17 protein-coding genes are annotated in these 17,134 nt (G+C 64.7%); 6 read left to right on the top strand and 11 right to left on the bottom strand.

Going from position 1 to position 17,134, the window contains the following annotated elements; translation table 11 throughout:
- The 3 genes from B3P22_RS22360 to B3P22_RS22350 form a co-directional block, all read left to right on the top strand.
- Nucleotides 1–963: TGS domain-containing protein (locus B3P22_RS22360; protein WP_296272568.1), on the top strand; the 963-nt coding region annotated here is incomplete at its 5' end.
- Between the two features lie 68 nt (nt 964–1,031).
- Nucleotides 1,032–1,412, top strand: a complete 381-nt coding sequence (locus B3P22_RS22355) for a RidA family protein (RefSeq protein ID WP_024310054.1) — start codon at nt 1,032–1,034, stop codon at nt 1,410–1,412.
- A 56-nt stretch (nt 1,413–1,468) separates the two neighbouring features.
- Complete coding sequence (locus B3P22_RS22350) at nt 1,469–2,194, top strand: hypothetical protein (RefSeq protein WP_275547767.1); 726 nt, start codon at nt 1,469–1,471, stop codon at nt 2,192–2,194.
- Between the two features lie 35 nt (nt 2,195–2,229).
- On the opposite strand, the gene B3P22_RS22345 is transcribed toward B3P22_RS22350, so the two are convergent.
- From B3P22_RS22345 to B3P22_RS22335, 3 genes are all read right to left on the bottom strand, one after another.
- On the bottom strand, nt 2,230–2,847 hold the full coding sequence (locus B3P22_RS22345) for a LysE family translocator (protein ID WP_296272567.1): 618 nt from the start codon (nt 2,845–2,847) through the stop codon (nt 2,230–2,232).
- 110 nt (nt 2,848–2,957) lie between these two features.
- Nucleotides 2,958–3,758: an AraC family transcriptional regulator gene (locus B3P22_RS22340; protein WP_296272566.1), complete on the bottom strand. Its 801-nt coding sequence runs from the start codon at nt 3,756–3,758 to the stop codon at nt 2,958–2,960.
- A 1-nt stretch (nt 3,759) separates the two neighbouring features.
- Entirely contained in the window at nt 3,760–4,617 is an 858-nt protein-coding gene (locus B3P22_RS22335) for an NAD-dependent epimerase/dehydratase family protein (protein WP_296272565.1), read from the bottom strand.
- A 252-nt stretch (nt 4,618–4,869) separates the two neighbouring features.
- Here B3P22_RS22335 and B3P22_RS22330 point away from each other — a divergent pair, with 252 nt between their 5' ends.
- The 3 genes from B3P22_RS22330 (at nt 4,870) to B3P22_RS22320 (ending at nt 9,381) form a co-directional block, all read left to right on the top strand.
- On the top strand, nt 4,870–5,799 hold the full coding sequence (locus tag B3P22_RS22330) for a hydrogen peroxide-inducible genes activator (RefSeq protein ID WP_017360510.1): 930 nt from the start codon (nt 4,870–4,872) through the stop codon (nt 5,797–5,799).
- Nucleotides 5,800–5,807: 8 nt separating this feature from the next.
- The gene (recG, locus tag B3P22_RS22325) at nt 5,808–7,883 is read left to right on the top strand and encodes an ATP-dependent DNA helicase RecG (RefSeq protein WP_296272564.1); all 2,076 of its coding nucleotides are present in this window, start codon (nt 5,808–5,810) and stop codon (nt 7,881–7,883) included.
- Nucleotides 7,884–7,974: 91 nt separating this feature from the next.
- Complete coding sequence (locus B3P22_RS22320) at nt 7,975–9,381, top strand: aminoacyl-tRNA deacylase and HDOD domain-containing protein (protein ID WP_296272563.1); 1,407 nt, start codon at nt 7,975–7,977, stop codon at nt 9,379–9,381.
- An 18-nt stretch (nt 9,382–9,399) separates the two neighbouring features.
- Here B3P22_RS22320 and B3P22_RS22315 read toward each other — a convergent pair whose 3' ends face one another.
- The 8 genes from B3P22_RS22315 to phoB all read right to left on the bottom strand — a co-directional run bounded on the left by B3P22_RS22315 (nt 9,400) and on the right by phoB (nt 17,080).
- Nucleotides 9,400–10,152, bottom strand: coding sequence for a hypothetical protein (locus B3P22_RS22315; RefSeq protein WP_296272562.1), 753 nt, complete (start codon nt 10,150–10,152; stop codon nt 9,400–9,402).
- Between the two features lie 82 nt (nt 10,153–10,234).
- Nucleotides 10,235–10,630, bottom strand: a complete 396-nt coding sequence (locus tag B3P22_RS22310) for a helicase (protein ID WP_197858549.1) — start codon at nt 10,628–10,630, stop codon at nt 10,235–10,237.
- Between the two features lie 149 nt (nt 10,631–10,779).
- Nucleotides 10,780–11,052, bottom strand: coding sequence for an HU family DNA-binding protein (locus tag B3P22_RS22305; protein ID WP_003242571.1), 273 nt, complete (start codon nt 11,050–11,052; stop codon nt 10,780–10,782).
- 188 nt (nt 11,053–11,240) lie between these two features.
- Nucleotides 11,241–12,389, bottom strand: coding sequence for an NAD(P)/FAD-dependent oxidoreductase (locus tag B3P22_RS22300; protein WP_296272561.1), 1,149 nt, complete (start codon nt 12,387–12,389; stop codon nt 11,241–11,243).
- 256 nt (nt 12,390–12,645) lie between these two features.
- Nucleotides 12,646–13,401 (bottom strand): outer membrane beta-barrel protein, encoded by a 756-nt coding sequence (locus B3P22_RS22295; protein WP_275547776.1) that lies wholly within the window; start codon nt 13,399–13,401, stop codon nt 12,646–12,648.
- A gap of 230 nt (nt 13,402–13,631) precedes the next feature.
- Nucleotides 13,632–14,972 carry a hemolysin family protein gene (locus B3P22_RS22290; protein ID WP_197858546.1) on the bottom strand — a complete coding sequence of 447 codons (1,341 nt, stop codon included), beginning with the start codon at nt 14,970–14,972 and terminating at the stop codon, nt 13,632–13,634.
- 62 nt (nt 14,973–15,034) lie between these two features.
- Nucleotides 15,035–16,354, bottom strand: a complete 1,320-nt coding sequence (gene phoR / locus B3P22_RS22285; RefSeq protein ID WP_197858545.1) for a phosphate regulon sensor histidine kinase PhoR — start codon at nt 16,352–16,354, stop codon at nt 15,035–15,037.
- Between the two features lie 36 nt (nt 16,355–16,390).
- Nucleotides 16,391–17,080, bottom strand: coding sequence for a phosphate regulon transcriptional regulator PhoB (gene phoB, locus B3P22_RS22280; protein WP_003242584.1), 690 nt, complete (start codon nt 17,078–17,080; stop codon nt 16,391–16,393).
- Nucleotides 17,081–17,134 lie beyond the last annotated feature (54 nt).

Genomic DNA, 17,134 nt, shown 5'->3' with positions numbered 1-17,134 from the left:
CTGTTCCCGGACGAGGTCTACGTGTTCACGCCCAAGGGCCGCATCATGGAGCTGCCGAAAGGCTCCACCGCGGTCGACTTCGCCTACGCGGTGCATACCGACGTCGGCAATACCTGCATCGCCTGCCGCATCAACCGCCGCCTGGCACCGCTGTCGCAGGCGCTGGAAAGCGGCTCGACGGTGGAAATCGTCACCGCGCCGGGCGCCCGACCGAATCCGGCCTGGCTCAACTTCGTGGTCACCGGCAAGGCGCGCACGCACATTCGCCACGCCCTCAAGCAGCAGCGCCGCTCGGAATCCATCAGCCTCGGCGAACGCCTGCTGAACAAGGTCCTGGCCAGCTTCGACACGCACCTGGAGAAGATTGCCCCCGAGCGCGTACAGGCGGTGCTCGGTGAATACCGCCAGGAAGTCATCGAGGATCTGCTCGAAGACATCGGCCTGGGCAATCGCATGGCCTATGTCGTGGCCCGTCGCCTGCTGGCCGAGAGTGGCGACGAGACCCTGCCGAGCAGCGAAGGGCCGCTGGCGATCCGCGGCACCGAAGGCCTGGTGATGAGCTACGCCAAGTGCTGCACGCCGATTCCGGGCGACCCTATCGTCGGCTACCTGTCCGCCGGCAAGGGCATGGTGGTGCACATGGAAAGCTGTCGGAACATCGTCGACATCCGCCACAACCCGGAAAAGTGCATCCAGCTCAACTGGGCCAAGGACGTCACCGGCGAATTCAACGTCGAACTGCGCGTCGAACTGGAGCACCAGCGCGGCCTGATCGCCCTGCTGGCCAGCAGCGTCAATGCCGCCGATGGCAACATCGAGAAGATCAGCATGGACGAACGCGACGGCCGCATCAGCGTCGTGCAGCTGGTGGTCAGCGTGCATGACCGCGTGCACCTGGCCCGGGTGATCAAGAAACTGCGCGCGCTCAAGGGCGTGATGCGTATCACCCGAGTACGCGCCTGACACAATTCCCCTATTTCGATTCTGTAGGCTGGGCGCTCGACCCAGCCAGTTCTCACAAGGAGCGATTCATGAGCAAGACCGTCATCACCAGCGACAAGGCCCCCGCCGCCATCGGCACCTACTCCCAGGCGATCAAGGCCGGCAACACCGTCTACATGTCCGGCCAGATCCCGCTGGACCCGGTGAGCATGGAACTGGTCGAAGGCTTCGAAGCACAGACCGTGCAGGTGTTCGAGAACCTCAAGGCCGTTGCCGAAGCCGCCGGCGGCTCGTTCAAGGACATCGTCAAGCTGAACATCTTCCTCACCGATCTCTCGCACTTCGCCAAGGTCAACGAGGTGATGGGCCGCTACTTCGAGCAACCCTACCCGGCGCGCGCCGCCATCGGTGTGGCCGCCCTGCCGAAGGGTGCGCAGGTGGAAATGGACGCCATCCTGGTCATCGAGTAAGTCGTTCGAGCGGGGCACCAGGCCCCGCTCTCCCCTTTCCCGGCATGGAGATCGCCATGCGTCTGCTTGCTCTGCTGTTATTGACCGCCCTGCTCGGCGGCTGCGCCAGCGCGCCGAACAACGACCCGAGCGGAACCTGGATCAACCAGGCGGCCATCGATGCCGCCCGCGAAAGCGGTCGCCTGCGCGAAGCCCTGCTCGCCTATGGCCCCAATCTGGAATGGCAGATCGCCCCCGAGCAGCAGCAGGCCAGCTACAGCAACGGCTTCGAACTGGCCGAGGGCAAGCTGCAGAGCGCAGGGGAAAGCCGCTGGCAGGTGACCTTCTATGGCGACTACAAGGAGCAGCTTGCCATTCAGAACGGCGAACTGGTGCAGATCGTCAGCGGCTACTGGCCCGAACAGCACTTTGCCCGTGTTTCCGGCGAGTCCAAAGCGCTGGGCAGCAGCTTCGAACAGGCGCTGTACCGCGACTACCTGGGCGGCGACTGGCTGATCGAGGAAGGTCTCGGCCAGGGCGGCCTGGTGCGCTTCAACAGCGACGGTCAGGTCCAGGGCCTGCCTGGCGCCGAACGCTTCGCCCTGTGCCTGGCGGGTGATTGCGCGGCCATGAGCGGCGAACATGACAGCATCTGGCTGCAGGCCGGCGAGCGGGGCAGCCCCTGGCTGTTCGTGCATGAAGGCAATCAGCTGCGCATCTTCGAAGCGCAGAACCGCGCCCAGTTCGACGAGATGCCCGAGTACCAGCCCGGCCCGCAGCGCTGGTTGCTCAAGCGCCGCTGATCGCTATGCGCCGCCCGCAAAGGAGCGGCGCCACGCTACAAGGCACCCAGCAACAACCAGCCACCCAGCGCCAGCAGCAAGCCGCCACAGCCACGGTCCAGCCAGCGCACACGACGCTGCAACCAGCCGCGCCAGCGTTCCTGATCCAGCAGGCGCACCAGCGCCAGATCCCAGAACAGCACCACCAGGGTCATCCATAGCATTGCCAGGCCCAGCCCCCATGCCGGTATCGCCGATTCGCGCAGCACCCCGAACAGACCGGCATAGAACAGCGGCAGCTTGGGGTTGAGGCTGCTGGCCAGAAGACCCTGGCGCATGCCCTTCCACATCCCGCCCAGCCGCTGCTGCTCGCCCTGCGGCAGCACCAGCTCCCGCTGCGAAGCCAGCGCCTGTAGGCCGATCCAGGCGAAATACAGCCCACCGACAACCTGCAAACCGCGCCACAGCCAGTTACCTTCGGCAGGCAACAGCGCCATGACGAACAGCACCAGCAGCATGCTCAGCAGGTTGGCCAGGGCGATGCCACAGGCACAACCATCGGCCTGGCGCCGCCCTTTCGTCAGCGCGGTACGAATCAACAGAAAGAAGTCCGGGCCCGGCGACAGCAAGGCAGCGAAATGGGTACCGGCAACCAGCATAAACAACGCGAACATGGGGCCTCCGTTTGGCGGAGGCAGTGTCGACAATGACCAGTAGCGCTGTATTGGAAGAAAGTCAGGCAGCCAGCATCGCGGCCGAGGTTGTTAGCCCTGCGCAATGAGAATCAGGATCGCGCCAGCAGGCGAAAACGCCCCGGCGTGACCCCGGTAAAACGGCGAAAAACGCCGTTGAAATGCGCCTGGTCATAGAAGCCCAGCTCCAGTGCGACCTCGGCCAGCACCTGTCCCTGCACCAACCTGCGCTTGGCCTCACGCACCCGGCGCTGCAGCAGGTAAGTGTGCGGCGGCACGCCATAGGCACGGCGAAACGCCTCGATCAGGTGGCGCGGGTGGCGCTGCACCAGCGCGGCCAGCTGCTCCAGGCTGACGGCCTCGGTGTAGTGGGCTTCGAGGTAATCGCGCAAATACGCCGTCACTCCGCTGTCGCGTGATGCCGGCCGCGCCTGGCGCAAGCCGCCGTGACGCACGAACACCAGCTCCAGAAGAGCCAGAAGCTCGCTTTCCAGCGCCAGCGCATCGCTGCACCCGAAAGCACCCGCCAAGCGCGCCAGGCTGACCGCCACCTGCCCATCATCGGCCGGATTGAGTTCGCGAAAGCCGCCGGGCAGCCGCTTGCGGCCGAGCAGTGCGGGCAGGCGCGATTCCTCGATATAGAGCATGCGATAGACGACCCGCGCAGACTCGGCGTGCCCGGTATGCGGCTCGTCCGGGTTCATCAGCGACAAGGTGCCGGCAGGCAGCGCATAGCGCTGACCACGACACTGGTAGCCCCCGACACCCTGCACGATGGCGCCGATGGCAAAGGCATCGTGGCTGTGGCGGCCGAACGCCTGCCCGGAGAAATCGGCGTGAAACAGCTCGACGCCCGGCAACCAGGGCTTGGCCAACAGGCTGTTGGCGCCCACCTCAACGCTCGGCGAGGATCGCCGCATAACCCTCGCGATAGCTGGGATGCTGCGGCGCCCAACCCAGCGCACGGGCGCGGGCGTTGCTGCAACGCTTGCTGCCGGCTCGGCGCACGCGCTGTTCATCGCTCCAATGGCTGACGCCCAGTTGCTCACGCAACCAGCCCACCACTTCGTGCAACGGCGCCGGTTCGTCGTCGACACCCAGGTAACAATCGGCCAGGGGCATGCCCGCAGCGTCGGCCTGCAGCAGTGTGGCGAGCAGCCCCGCTGCGTCATCGACATGAATGCGGTTGCCATACAGCGGTGGCGTCTCGCTGACCCGATAGCCGCCGCGCACCTGGCTCAGCAGCCATTCGCGGCCGGGGCCGTAGAGGCCGGTCAGGCGCACCGTGGTCGCCGGCAGGCCGCTTTCCAACGCGACACGCTCGGCCTCACGCATGATCACGGCGGAAAAGCTCTGGGCTTCGGCCGGAGAGTCCTCATCGATCCATTCGCCCTCCTGCTGCCCGTATACGCCGCTGCTGGAGGCGAACAGAATGCGCCGGGGTCGCTGGCCATGCTGCGCCAGCCAGCCCAGCACGCGGCGCATGCCATCGACATAGGCGGCGCGGTAGCCCGCTTCGTCGTGCTGGGTCGCCGCCGCGCAGTACACCAGGTAGTCCAGCTGACCCTGCGGCCAATCCGGCGGGCAGGCATCGGTATGCAGATCGCCCTCCAGCGCTTCGATGGCAGCCGGCAGCACGGCCACGTTGCGGCGCATACCCAGCACGCGCCAGCCCTGTTCGGCCATACGCAGACCAAGACGGGTACCGACGTCCCCGCACCCGGCGATCAGCAGGCTGTTGCATCCCGACATGCTTTACTCCCTGACTTTTAGGCGAACGGGCAGTGTAACAGGCCGTTTGAAAACCTCGACGACGACTGCATGGATGCAGGAGATAGAGCGAAGCAGGGCACCCGAGCCGAAGCAGTTAGCGGACCGCATCGACTGCTGGGAAAAGGGCGCCGCATACGAGAAAGTCGAGATAGTTTTGCAACAGTCTATTAGCGCGGTTGGTTCATCTGTTTGCAAAGGCTATGCTTGGCGGCAACTTAATGGATAAACACTATGACCCTCACCGAGCTGCGCTACATCGTCACCCTTGCCCAGGAACAGCATTTCGGCCGCGCCGCCGAGCGCTGCCACGTCAGCCAGCCGACCTTGTCGGTCGGCGTGAAGAAGCTGGAGGACGAGCTCGGTGTGCTGATCTTCGAGCGCAGCAAGAGCGCCGTGCGCCTGACACCGGTCGGTGAAGGCATCGTCACCCAGGCGCAGAAGGTGCTGGAGCAGGCCCAGGGCATTCGCGAGCTGGCCCAGGCCGGCAAGAACCAGCTGGCCGCGCCGCTGAAGATCGGCGCCATCTACACCGTCGGCCCCTACTTGTTCCCGCACCTGATTCCGCAGCTGCACCGGGTCGCTCCGGACATGCCGCTGTACATCGAGGAAAACTTCACCCATATCCTGCGCGACAAGCTGCGCACCGGCGAGCTGGACGCCATTATCATCGCCCTGCCCTTCCAGGAAGCCGATGTACTGACCAAGCCGCTGTACGACGAGCCGTTCTACGCGCTGCTGCCAGCCGGCCACCCCTGGGCGGCGATGGAAACCATCGACACCAAGCTGCTCAACGACAAGAGCCTGCTGCTGCTCGGTGAAGGCCACTGCTTCCGCGATCAGGTGCTGGAAGCCTGCCCTACCCTGCGCAAGGGCGGCGATGACCACGGCAAGCACACCACGGTGGAGTCCAGCTCGCTGGAAACCATCCGCCATATGGTCGCCTCCGGCCTGGGCGTGTCGATCCTGCCGTTCTCGGCGGTGGACAGCCATCACTATGCGCCTGGTGTGATCGAAGTGCGTCCGCTCAGCGCACCGGTGCCGTTTCGCACCGTGGCCATCGCCTGGCGCGCCAGCTTCCCGCGGCCCAACGCCATCGAAGTGCTGGCCGACTCCATCCGCCTCTGCTCGGTCGCCCGCAGCCCGCAGACCAAGAGCGCCTGAGGCCGGAAGTGAGCGAGCTGTCAGCGGTTTCCGTCACCGCGCTGAAAGGCGTAGGCGCCGCGCTGGCGGAAAAACTCGCCAAGGTCGGCCTGGAAAACCTGCAGGACGTGCTGTTCCACCTGCCACTGCGCTACCAGGATCGCACCCGCATCACCCCCATCGGCGCGCTGCGCCCCGGGCAGGATGCGGTGGTCGAGGGCATCGTCGCAGGTGCCGACGTGGTCATGGGCCGCCGGCGCAGCCTGCTGGTGCGCCTGCAGGACGGCAGCGGCACCCTGAGCCTTCGCTTCTTCCACTTCAGCCAGGCGCAGAAGGAAGGCCTCAAGCGCGGCACCGCCCTGCGCTGCTACGGTGAAGTACGCCCCGGCGCCACCGGCCTGGAGATCTACCATCCGGAGTACCGCGCGCAGAGCGGCGACGAAGCGGCCCCGGTGGAACAGAGCCTGACGCCCATCTACCCGACCACCGAAGGCCTGACCCAACAGCGCCTGCGCCAGCTCAGCCAGCAGGCATTGGCGCGGCTCGGCCCACGCAGCCTGCCGGACTGGCTGCCCGACGAGCTGGCCCGCGACTATCGCCTGGCGCCCCTGGATGAGGCCATTCGCTACCTGCACAGGCCGCCGCCAGACGCTGATGTCGAAGAACTCGCCGAGGGTCGCCACTGGGCGCAGCACCGCCTGGCCTTCGAAGAATTGCTGACTCACCAGTTGTCCCTGCAGCGCCTGCGCGAACAGGTCCGCGCGCAACAGGCGCCGGCGCTGCCGCCGGCGAAAAAGCTGCCGCAGCAATACCTCGCCAAACTCGGCTTCGCCCCCACCGGCGCGCAGCAACGAGTCGGCGCCGAGATTGCATACGACCTGGCGCAGAGCGAGCCGATGCTGCGCCTGGTGCAGGGCGACGTCGGCGCCGGCAAGACGGTGGTCGCCGCCCTGGCCGCACTGCAGGCGCTGGAGGCCGGTTATCAAGTGGCGCTGATGGCGCCCACCGAAATTCTTGCCGAGCAGCACTTCCTCAACTTCAGCAAATGGCTGGCACCACTTGGCCTGGAAGTGGCCTGGCTGGCCGGCAAGCTCAAGGGCAAGGCCCGCGCCGCCGCACTGGAACAGATCGCCGGCGGCTGCCCGATGGTGGTCGGCACCCACGCGCTGTTCCAGGACGAAGTGAAGTTCAAGCGCCTGGCCCTGGTGATCATCGACGAGCAGCATCGCTTTGGCGTGCAGCAACGCCTGGCCCTGCGCCGGAAAGGCATCGACGGGCGCTTGAGCCCGCATCAGCTGATCATGACCGCCACGCCCATTCCGCGCACCCTGGCGATGAGCGCCTATGCCGACCTGGACACCTCGATCCTCGACGAACTGCCGCCCGGGCGCACGCCGGTCAATACCCTGGTGATTGCCGACAGCCGCCGCGATGAGGTGGTCGAACGGGTGCGCAACGCCTGCCAGCAGGGCCGCCAGGCCTATTGGGTGTGCACCCTGATCGAAGAATCCGAGGAACTGACTTGCCAGGCTGCGGAAACCAGCTACGAGGAACTCTCCGCCGCGCTCGGCGAGCTGCGCGTCGGGCTGATCCACGGGCGCATGAAACCGGCCGAAAAGGCCGCGGTGATGGATGAATTCAAGCAGGGCAAGCTGCAGCTGCTGGTGGCCACCACGGTGATCGAGGTGGGCGTCGACGTGCCCAACGCCAGCCTGATGATCATCGAGAACCCCGAGCGCCTCGGTCTGGCCCAGTTGCACCAGTTGCGCGGCCGGGTCGGTCGGGGCAGTGCGGCCAGCCACTGCGTGCTGCTCTACCACGCGCCGCTGTCGCAGCTCGGCCGCGAACGCCTGGCGATCATGCGTGAAACCACCGATGGCTTCGTTATCGCCGAGAAAGACCTGGAACTGCGTGGCCCCGGTGAAATGCTCGGTACCCGGCAGACCGGTCTGCTGCAGTTCAAGGTCGCCGACCTGATGCGCGACGCCGATCTGCTACCTGCGGTTCGCGATGCCGCGCAGGCACTTCTGGAACATTGGCCACAACATGTGGCTCCATTGCTGGAACGCTGGTTGCGTCATGGCCAGCAATACGGTCAAGTGTGACCCTGTTCACAGGACAACCGTCGCCACGAACCATTGCGCAAATCCTCGCTGGTTATACTCCGAGGCATATGCGCCAACGCTGGATATCGATATGACTGAAGCTGCCCTCGCCGCCAACGCCACTGCGCAACCGCCCGCCGTGATCGTGCAACTGCTGGAGAAACTCGCCGTACCCTACCAGGTGCGTGCGGAGCGACCAGGCCAGCCGAGCGAGGCGCGCCTGCAGGCCGTACTGGTGGACGATGCCGTTGGCGCCCTGCTGGTGCTCTACCCGCGCAGCCACCTGCTGGATCTGTCGCGTCTGGCGGAACTGACCGGGCGTCAGCTCACTGCGGTCAAACCCGAGCGCCTGGAGCGCATGCTCGGCAAGCACAACCTGGCCGCCCTGCCTGGCCTGCCACCGCTGACCAGCTCGCCCTGCCTCTATGAAGAGCGCCTGCTGCAGGTACCCAGCCTGCTGATCGACTCCGGCCAGCCCGGCGTGTTGCTGGAAGTCCCCACCGAAGCCTTCAAGACGCTGCTGAGCAAGGCCAGCGCCGCGCGTTTCGGTGAGCCGGTGAGCGCGATCAAACCAAACCTGGATCGCCCGCATGATGACCGCGCGGAGATCACCCAGGCCGTGCAGGCCTTTACCGCGCGGCGCATCCAGCAGCGGCTGGAAGAAACCATCGAGATTCCACCACTGCCGGAAACCGCGCAGAAGATCATCAAGCTGCGGGTCGATCCCAATGCCACGGTGGACGATATCACCGGTGTGGTCGAGACCGACCCGGCACTGGCGGCCCAGGTGGTCAGCTGGGCCGCCTCGCCCTACTACGCCGCGCCCGGCAGGATTCGCTCGGTGGAAGATGCCATCGTCCGCGTGCTGGGCTTCGACCTGGTGATCAACCTGGCACTTGGCCTGGCGCTGGGTAAGACCCTGAGCCTGCCCAAGGACCAGCCGCAACACGCCACGCCCTACTGGCAACAGGCGATCTACACCGCCGCGGTGATCGAAGGCCTGACCCGCGCCATGCCGCGCGCACAACGCCCGGAAGCCGGCCTGACCTATCTTGCCGGCCTGCTGCACAACTTCGGTTATCTGGTCCTGGCGCACGTCTTCCCGCCGCACTTCTCGCTGATCTGCCGTCATCTGGAGGTCAACCCGCATCTGTCGCACAGCCATATCGAGCAGCACCTGCTGGGCATCACCCGCGAGCAGATCGGTGCCTGGCTGATGCGCCACTGGGATATGCCGGAGGAGCTGTCCAGCGCCCTGCGCTTCCAGCACGACGCGTCCTATGCCGGTGACAGCGCGGCCTTCCCCAATCTGGTGTGCCTGGCGGTCAGCCTGCTGCGTAACCGTGGCATCGGTGCCGGGCCGCAGAGCGATATTCCAGATGACCTGTTCGAGGCCCTGGGCGTGAGCCGGGAAAAAGCCGAAGACGCAGTCAGCAAGGTACTCAGTGCCGAGGTCGCCCTGCGCGAGCTGGCGGCGCAGTATCAGCATCCACTCTGACAGCGCCCGGCTCGATAACTACGGATTGCCGACCCGCTTGCGCAGTTGTTCACGACGCTCGGCGAACAGCTGCGGCACCACTTCCAGGCTGATGGCGAGCAGTTGGCTGACGCTGGCGTGCTCGTATAGCGCCGCATACTCGGCGAGTTGATCGCTGGGCATCTGCCGGTAGGCATAGAACATGAAGGTTTCCACTGCCTGCTCGCTGGACTGGCGAATGGCATCGGCCTGCTTCTGCGTCTGCGCCTGCAGCTCGGCCTCAGCAAGATTCTCGCCCCGCGCCCTTAGCGCCAGCAGTGCCTGAGTCTTGCCGACTTCGTAACGCAGCAGGCTGGCCAGCTCGGTGGTGCGCGCAGCCGCATCGAGCCGCTTGATCAACTCCAGGCGCGCGCCTCGTGGCGGTTGCGCCTGCAGCCGTTGGCGATACTCAGCCAGGCCTTCGGGCTGCTCACCAACCGCACGCTCGGCAGCGGTGAAGCGCTGCGCCAGCGGGCTGTCGAGACGTTCGTGAGCCTGCTCGGCTTGCGTAGCATCGAAACGGGATCCGACCCGTTTAGCCAGATCGAGACAAAACGCCTCGCTCGCAAACAGTCGCGCAAGGCGTTTCTGTTCGGCATCACCCTGTCCGCGCTGCAGCAACGGCGCACTCTGCTCGCAGAGTAGATGGATGCCCGCCAGCTCGAACAACGGCAACAGGGTCTTGGCGGAGGCTGGCTCGGCTCGCGCCGTGACGGCGGCCAGCAACAGCAGGGGCAGGAGGAAAAGGCGCATGCTCAGGCTTTCCACAGGAACGTGCCTGGCAGCCTAACCAAAGCGCTGCGTCGCGGCCAGCCGCGACGCGAACTGGTGCTCATCAGGCAGCCTTTTTGGGTGCCTCGGTCTTCTTCTTTGGCATCAGGTACTTGGTAAGCCCCTGGAACCACATGACCAGTGCCGGATTGCCCTGGATTTGGATGTCCTTGTTCTGGATACCCTGCATGAAGGCCAGCTGCTTGTTCTTCGCAGTCATGGTTTCGAAGCCGTAGACGGCGTCCTTGAACCCAATGGCGAAAGCGGGCTCTTGAGCCACACCGCGTTTGCTGGTGACGCGCTGACCGGCCACGATGAAGTGGCGGGCGACCTTGCCATCCAGGGTATGCAGTTGAAAGACCATGTCGCGACCTTCGAGCTGCTGGCGGAATGCCGGATTTTCACGGCTGGCCTTGGCCATCAGGCGGCCCAGCATCCACAAAAGAAAACGGAATTTCATGCACAGGCCCTCGTGATCGAAGATGATGGGCGCGCATTGTAGTGGTTTTTCAGCAAGACTACAGCCTGGCGAACGCATGGCTGCGATGGCCGGTGAGGTAAGCAGACTGCGTAGGGGATCCCGGAGCCGAGCGGCTCCGGGCAGCGGGCTCAGTTGACCGCGTCTTTCAGGGACTTGCCCGGTTTGAAGGCAACGGTGTTGCTGGCCTTGATCTTCACCGGTTGGCCGGTTTGCGGGTTCTTGCCCGTACGGGCGCCACGGTGGCGCTGAACGAATGTGCCGAAACCAACCAGGGTCACACTGTCCTTGCGGTTCAGTGCACCGGTGATTTCTTCCAGTACGGCGTTGAGTACACGATTGGCCTGATCCTTGGTCAGATCAGCCTTTTCGGCGATGGCGGCGGCGAGTTCCGGTTTGCGCATAGATGCCTCTTTGACGGTTTTTTGTTGTTGTGTCCGTGCTGTTCTTCCAGAACAGCGCCCAAGGCGCCGCAACAGCTCTGCGCTGCGGCAGACCCTTGGGAGAATGGCATGCCGCATCGCGCCGCGCCAGTCTCGCCCGCCACTTTAACCAGGCAAATTCGTGGCGTATCCGACAGAACGGCAGGCAATCATGCCAGCAGCGCAGGCAGCTCCTTGTTCAGGGCCAGTTTCTCCTGCACCGCGGCGCCGGTCAGCGCATAACCGAGCAGTGCGCCGGAAGCCTCGCGGCAGAGCGCCTTGATATCGCGGCCGCTGCCTTCGACGGTCCACTCTCCCTGGCTACCACGCGGCGGCGGCGAGACCACCAGCGGGCATGCCGGCGTCTTGACCGTCACCGGCATCGGCCCGTAGCCCACCGCTGTCGGCTCGCCGGCCAGGGTTTTGGCCAATGCCCGGGCACAGGCCATCAGCGGCATGACATAAAGCAGGTTGAGGCCATCGACCTCGGCGCAATCTCCCAGGGCATAGATATTGGCGTGCGAGGTGCGCAGGTGGCGGTCGACCATCACGCCACGGTTGATGTCCAGACCGGCTGCTGCAGCGAGTGCGGTGCGCGGGCGTAGGCCGACTGCGGAAACCACAGCATCGCATGGGATCAGGCGACCATCGGACAGCGTGGCCTGCAGCGCGTCACCCTGGCGGTCGAGACTGGCCAGCACCGGGCCGAGATGAAAACGCACGCCCAATTCTTCCAGGCCAGCCTGCACGGCAGATGCCGCAGCCGGATGCAGCAGAGCGGGCATCACCTGCTCGCAGGGCGCCAGCAACTCGACCTGGTAGCCGCCGGCAGTCAGATCGTTGGCGAACTCGCAGCCGATCAGGCCCGCGCCGAGAATCAGCACGCGACGCTTGCCGGCAACGGCGCTGCGAAAGCGCGCATAGTCCTCCAGGTCATTGATCGGAAACACCGCGTCCTGGGCATCACCTTCCACCGGGATGCGAATCGGCTCGGCGCCCCAGGCCAGCACCAGATCGCGATAAGGCACGGCCTCCTCACCGATCCACAGACGCTTGTGGCCGGGGTCGATGCCGGTGATGCGGGTATGAGTGCGGATCTCTGCGTTGAGCTGCTCGGCCATGGCGCCGGCTTCAGCCATGGCCAGGCCATCGGCATCCTTGTTCTTGCCGAAGCCGGTGGACAGCATCGGCTTGGAGTAGGAACGGCCATCGTCGGCTGTGATCAGCAGCAGGGGCGTCTGCGTGTCGAGCTTGCGCCATTCCTTGGCCAGGTTGTAGCCGGCCAGGCCGGTCCCGACGATGACGACTGGTGCACTCATGCTGTGATTCCTCGCTACACAAACAACGCAACGGCCCGCAGGCCGTCACCATTGATTCAAAAGATTCAGGTGCGCTCGATACGCTCGAAGTGAACTGGGCCGCAGTCGGTGCAGGCCGGGGTCAGTCGACCGAGAGATCTCACTGGAAGTGGCGCCACCACACCCTACTGGATCGGGCAGCAACTGGCCAGAAGTGGCGCGGTAGCGAAGGGAGAGCCGCCCGACAGCGCGGGCGGTTTCTGGAGTGCGGCTTGGCTTAGAAAGCCAGGCCGACGCGCAGGCCGACCTGCTCCTGCTTGAGCTTGCTGCGCTCGGCGACGGCACTGTTGCTGTCGAGCTCATAGCGGGTCTGGGTGTAGTACAGGCTGGTGCTGATCGGCAGGTTATTGATGCCCTTGTTCCACAGCACGGTCAGTTCACCGTAGGGATTGACCTTGTCCTTGAGGTCCACGGAATCACTGTCGCCATCGATCTTCAGGCGCGCTTCGGCGTCGATCGAATAGCGCGCACCCACTTCCAGGCGCAGGGTGTAGTCCGGCGTCAGGTAGTTGTAGCCGAGCCCGGCCTTGGCGAAAGGCGATTTGCTGGTCAGCTTGACGTTGCTGTCGAACGGGCCGACGTCGTCCTGCTCGATGCGGCCCCAGTCGTAGCCACCACCGACGATCACGTCGACATAATTGTTGGTGCTCAGCGCGGCGCGCAGGCCGAGGTCGATATCGGCACGCGCGGACTTGTATTCCACATCGTCCTTGTCACGGTACTGGCCTTCGATGCCCGCCTGGTAGATGAAGCCTTCCTGCCCGGTCAGCTTGTTGCCGAAGTGGTAGAACAGGCCGCCCTGGTTGAGGCGTTCCTTGTCGCTTTCATCGTCCACGGTGAGCTTGTACTGATTGTGCGAAGCGATGACACCAAAGGTGGAGATGGGGTCGGTGACCGAGTCTGCATAGGCCTGCGAGGCGCCCGCCAGGCAAAGGGCGAGTGTTGCTTTGGGGGTTATGCTGGACAGCTGCATGACAATTTCCTTGGCAATTGAGTGGATAACGTCCCCGCGCGAGGTGGGACGCAAGTACCTAGACTGAGCCTGTAGGGAGTGATTCGCCCCGCCCGATGAGCGGTCGCCAAACTGAACAGGCGCTGAATGAGCAGCTAACGTCCATGAACTTGTCGTCAAGTCCCGACTCAGCGATCAATCGCCATGAGGCCTTTCACCGCTGCGGCGCCGTCGCCTGGCGCCCTGCGGCGTCAGTCCAGCTTGACCACTTTGGCCAGGACCACCTTGGGTCCCTTCATCTTCTTGACGATGATGCGCAGGCCATCGGTTTCCAGCACCTCTTCTTCTTCAGGCATGCGCTTGAGGGTCTCGTAGATCAGACCGGCGAGCGTCTCGGCCTCGATATGGTCGAGGTCGACGCCGAGCAGCCGCTCGACCTTGGCCAGCGGCGTGTCACCGCGCACCAGCAGCTTGCCCGGCTGGTAGGCGAGAATGCCGCGCTCGGCCTTGCGGTGTTCGTCCTGGATATCGCCCACCAGCGCTTCCAGCACATCCTCCATGGTCAGGTAGCCGATCACCTTGCCGTCGGCCTCCTCGACCAGGGCGAAGTGCGCGCCGCCCTGGCGGAACTGTTCGAGCAGCTGCGACAGCGGCATATGCCGACTGACGCGCTCCAGCGGGTGCATCAGGTCCCCCAGCTTCAGCGCTGACGGCAGCATCTCCAGCAGCGATAGATGCAGCAGCAGATCCTTGATGTGCAGCACGCCGACGAACTCGCCCTTGCTCTCGTCGAAGATCGGGTAGCGGCTGTACTTGTGTCGGCGGAAGGTGGCGAACACCTGGTCCAGACCAGCGTTGAGCTCGAGGAAGATCAGGTCTTCACGCGAGTTGGCCCAGTCCACCACTTCCAGTTCGCCCAGCTCGACCGCCGACGCCAGCACGCGCAGGTCCTGGTCGTTGTCGCTGGTGGCGCGGCTGGAATGCAGAATCAGCTTGAGCTCTTCACGGCTGTAGTGATGCTCGTGGTGCGGCCCCGGCTCGCCCTGCCCGGCGATGCGCAGGATGGCGTTGGCGCTGGCATTGAGCACGAAGATCGCCGGGTACATCAGCCAGTAGAAGGCGTACAGCGGCGCGGCTGTCCACAGCGACAGCAGCTCGGGTTTGCGGATGGCCCAGGACTTGGGCGCCAGCTCGCCGATGACGATGTGCAGGTAGGAAATGATCGAGAACGCGGTGAAGAAGGCGATACCGTGAATCAGCTTGGGTGACTCAACGCCCACCGCCACCAGCAGCGGCGTGAGCAATTCTGCAAAGGCCGGCTCACCGACCCAGCCCAGGCCCAGCGAGGCCAGGGTGATGCCCAGCTGGCAAGCCGAGAGGTAGGCGTCCATCTGGTTGTGTACGGTGCGCAGGATGTGCCCGCGCCAGCCGTGGGCCTCGGCCAGGGCATCGACCTTGGTCGCGCGCAGGCGCACGATGGCGAACTCCGCGGCGACGAAGAAACCGTTGAGCAGTACCAGGAACAGGGCGAACAGCATGAGGCCGAAATCGGCAAAGTAGGCAGAAGCGGGGAGACTCGTGGAGGGGTCCATGAAGGTTCGGATTGGCCAATGATCGCTAGAGGTTGGAGCTTCGTCGTGGCGAATGCAAGCACTCAGCGCGCGCGCTGCACCACCTGCGCCGCAGCGAAATGGCAGGTGAAGGTGCTGCCCTTGCCGGGCACGCTGCTGATCTCCAGATTGCCGCGGTGGCGCAGCAGCACATGCTTGACGATGGCCAGGCCGAGGCCGGTGCCGCCGGTGTTGCTGGCGCGGCTGGAATCGACGCGATAGAAGCGCTCGGTCAGACGCGGCAGATGCTTGGCGTCGATGCCCATGCCGGTGTCGCTGACAGCCAGGTGCGCACCCTTCTCGTCACCCCACCAGCGAATGCGGATGTCGCCACCGGCCGGGGTGTACTTCACGGCGTTGAACACCAGGTTGGAGAAGGCGCTGCGCAGCTCCGCCTCGCTGCCCTTGAGCTTGAGGTGTGGATCGGCCTCTAGGCTGATGCGGTGGTGCTGATCGCCCGAAAGAGCCTGGGCATCATTCTTGATTGACAACAGCATCAGGTCGGCCGCCACCGGCTGGTTGTCCGAGGGGTAGTCAGTGGCTTCCAGTTTGGCCAACAGCAGCAGGTCGTTGAGCAGGGTCTGCATGCGCGCGCCCTGCTGCTGCATCTGCTGCAGCGCCCGCAGCCAGCGCGGATTGACCGCCTCGACATTGTCCAGCAGGGTCTCCAGATAGCCGGCAATCACCGTCAGCGGCGTGCGCAGTTCGTGGGAGACGTTGGCGACGAAGTCCTTGCGCATCTGTTCCAGCTGATACAGACGGGTGACGTCGCGCACCAGCAGCAGGTGCTCGCGATTGCCGTAGCGAGTGATATGGAATTGCAGGCGACGACGGTCGTTGACCGGCGAGGGAATCTCCAGCGCATCAGTGTAACTGCCGCGCTCGAAGTATTCCTTGAAACGCGGGTCGCGCACCAGGTTGGCCAGTTGCTGGCCGCTGTCCTGCGGTGTCTTGAGGCCCAGCAGGGTCTCGGCGGCGCGGTTCCACCACTCCAGATTGCCCTGGCTGTCGAGCATTACCACGGCGTCCTTGAGCGCCGCCGTGGACTCCTGCACGCGATCGATCACCGCCTGCAGACGGCCGCGGGCCTTCTGGTTGCGACGCTGCAGGTGATAGATGCTGTCGAACACCTCGCCCCACAGGCCGTAGCCATCCGGTGGCGGTTCATCGGGTTTGTGCTCGCGCAGCCATTTGTGCAGGCGCAGCAATTGGCTGAGGGTCCAACCCAGGTGAATGGCCAGACCGAAGGCCAGCACCCAGGCGTACTCGCCGGTGAGGAAACCGAGCAGCAGGCAGGCACCCACCAGCAGCAACAGCCGACGCACCACGGCGCCACGCCAGTCTTGATTCACGATGGAGCGCATCCTTGTCGAGCGGCTGGCGCAAATTCGCGCCAGCGATTAACCCTTGGTGGAGAAACGATACCCAGTCCCACGCACGGTTTGCACCAGGTTTTCGTAGGCATCGCCGAGGGCCTTGCGCAGGCGGCGGATATGCACGTCGACGGTGCGCTCCTCGACATAGACGTTGCCGCCCCAGACCTGATCGAGCAGTTGGCCGCGGGTATAGGCGCGTTCCTGATGGGTCATGAAGAACTGCAGCAGACGGTATTCGGTCGGGCCCATCTCGGCGGGCTTGCCGTCGATGGTCACGCGATGGCTGATAGGGTCGAGCAGCAGGCCGCCCACTTCGATCGGCGCCTCGCTGTCGCTTGGCCCTGCGCGGCGCAGCACGGCCTTGAGACGCGCCACCAGTTCGCGTGGCGAGAAGGGCTTGGTGATGTAGTCGTCGGCGCCGACTTCCAGGCCCTGGATCTTGTTGTCCTCTTCGCCCTTGGCGGTGAGCATGATGATCGGGATATCGCTGGTCAGCTCGTCGCGCTTCAGGCGCCGGGCCAGTTCGATGCCGCTGGTGCCGGGCAGCATCCAGTCGAGCAGGATCAGATCCGGTTTGCGGTCGACGATCACGGCATGAGCCTGCTGGGTATTCTCCGCTTCCAGGCACTCGTAACCGGCCATCTCCAGGGCCACCGCGATCATCTCGCGGATCGGTGCTTCGTCATCGACGATCAGGATGTTCTTGCCAACCATGGGGCCTTAGCCTCTATTCGTTTCTCTGTCTGCGCCGCATTAGATAACGGAATT

Source organism: Pseudomonas sp. UBA6323 (genome assembly GCF_002439135.1).
Lineage (GTDB): Bacteria > Pseudomonadota > Gammaproteobacteria > Pseudomonadales > Pseudomonadaceae > Aquipseudomonas.
This window is presented reverse-complemented; position numbering and strand designations above follow the sequence as displayed.

Coding starts and splice junctions, on each gene's coding strand:
- B3P22_RS22355 (WP_024310054.1), top strand. CDS start 1,032: ATGAGCAAGACCGTCATCACCAGCGACAAGGCCCCCGCCGCCATCGGC.
- B3P22_RS22350 (WP_275547767.1), top strand. CDS start 1,469: ATGCGTCTGCTTGCTCTGCTGTTATTGACCGCCCTGCTCGGCGGCTGC.
- B3P22_RS22345 (WP_296272567.1), bottom strand. CDS start 2,847: ATGTTCGCGTTGTTTATGCTGGTTGCCGGTACCCATTTCGCTGCCTTG.
- B3P22_RS22335 (WP_296272565.1), bottom strand. CDS start 4,617: ATGTCGGGATGCAACAGCCTGCTGATCGCCGGGTGCGGGGACGTCGGT.
- B3P22_RS22330 (WP_017360510.1), top strand. CDS start 4,870: ATGACCCTCACCGAGCTGCGCTACATCGTCACCCTTGCCCAGGAACAG.
- B3P22_RS22320 (WP_296272563.1), top strand. CDS start 7,975: ATGACTGAAGCTGCCCTCGCCGCCAACGCCACTGCGCAACCGCCCGCC.
- B3P22_RS22315 (WP_296272562.1), bottom strand. CDS start 10,152: ATGCGCCTTTTCCTCCTGCCCCTGCTGTTGCTGGCCGCCGTCACGGCG.
- B3P22_RS22310 (WP_197858549.1), bottom strand. CDS start 10,630: ATGAAATTCCGTTTTCTTTTGTGGATGCTGGGCCGCCTGATGGCCAAG.
- B3P22_RS22305 (WP_003242571.1), bottom strand. CDS start 11,052: ATGCGCAAACCGGAACTCGCCGCCGCCATCGCCGAAAAGGCTGATCTG.
- B3P22_RS22300 (WP_296272561.1), bottom strand. CDS start 12,389: ATGAGTGCACCAGTCGTCATCGTCGGGACCGGCCTGGCCGGCTACAAC.
- B3P22_RS22295 (WP_275547776.1), bottom strand. CDS start 13,401: ATGCAGCTGTCCAGCATAACCCCCAAAGCAACACTCGCCCTTTGCCTG.
- B3P22_RS22290 (WP_197858546.1), bottom strand. CDS start 14,972: ATGGACCCCTCCACGAGTCTCCCCGCTTCTGCCTACTTTGCCGATTTC.
- phoR (WP_197858545.1), bottom strand. CDS start 16,354: ATGCGCTCCATCGTGAATCAAGACTGGCGTGGCGCCGTGGTGCGTCGG.
- phoB (WP_003242584.1), bottom strand. CDS start 17,080: ATGGTTGGCAAGAACATCCTGATCGTCGATGACGAAGCACCGATCCGC.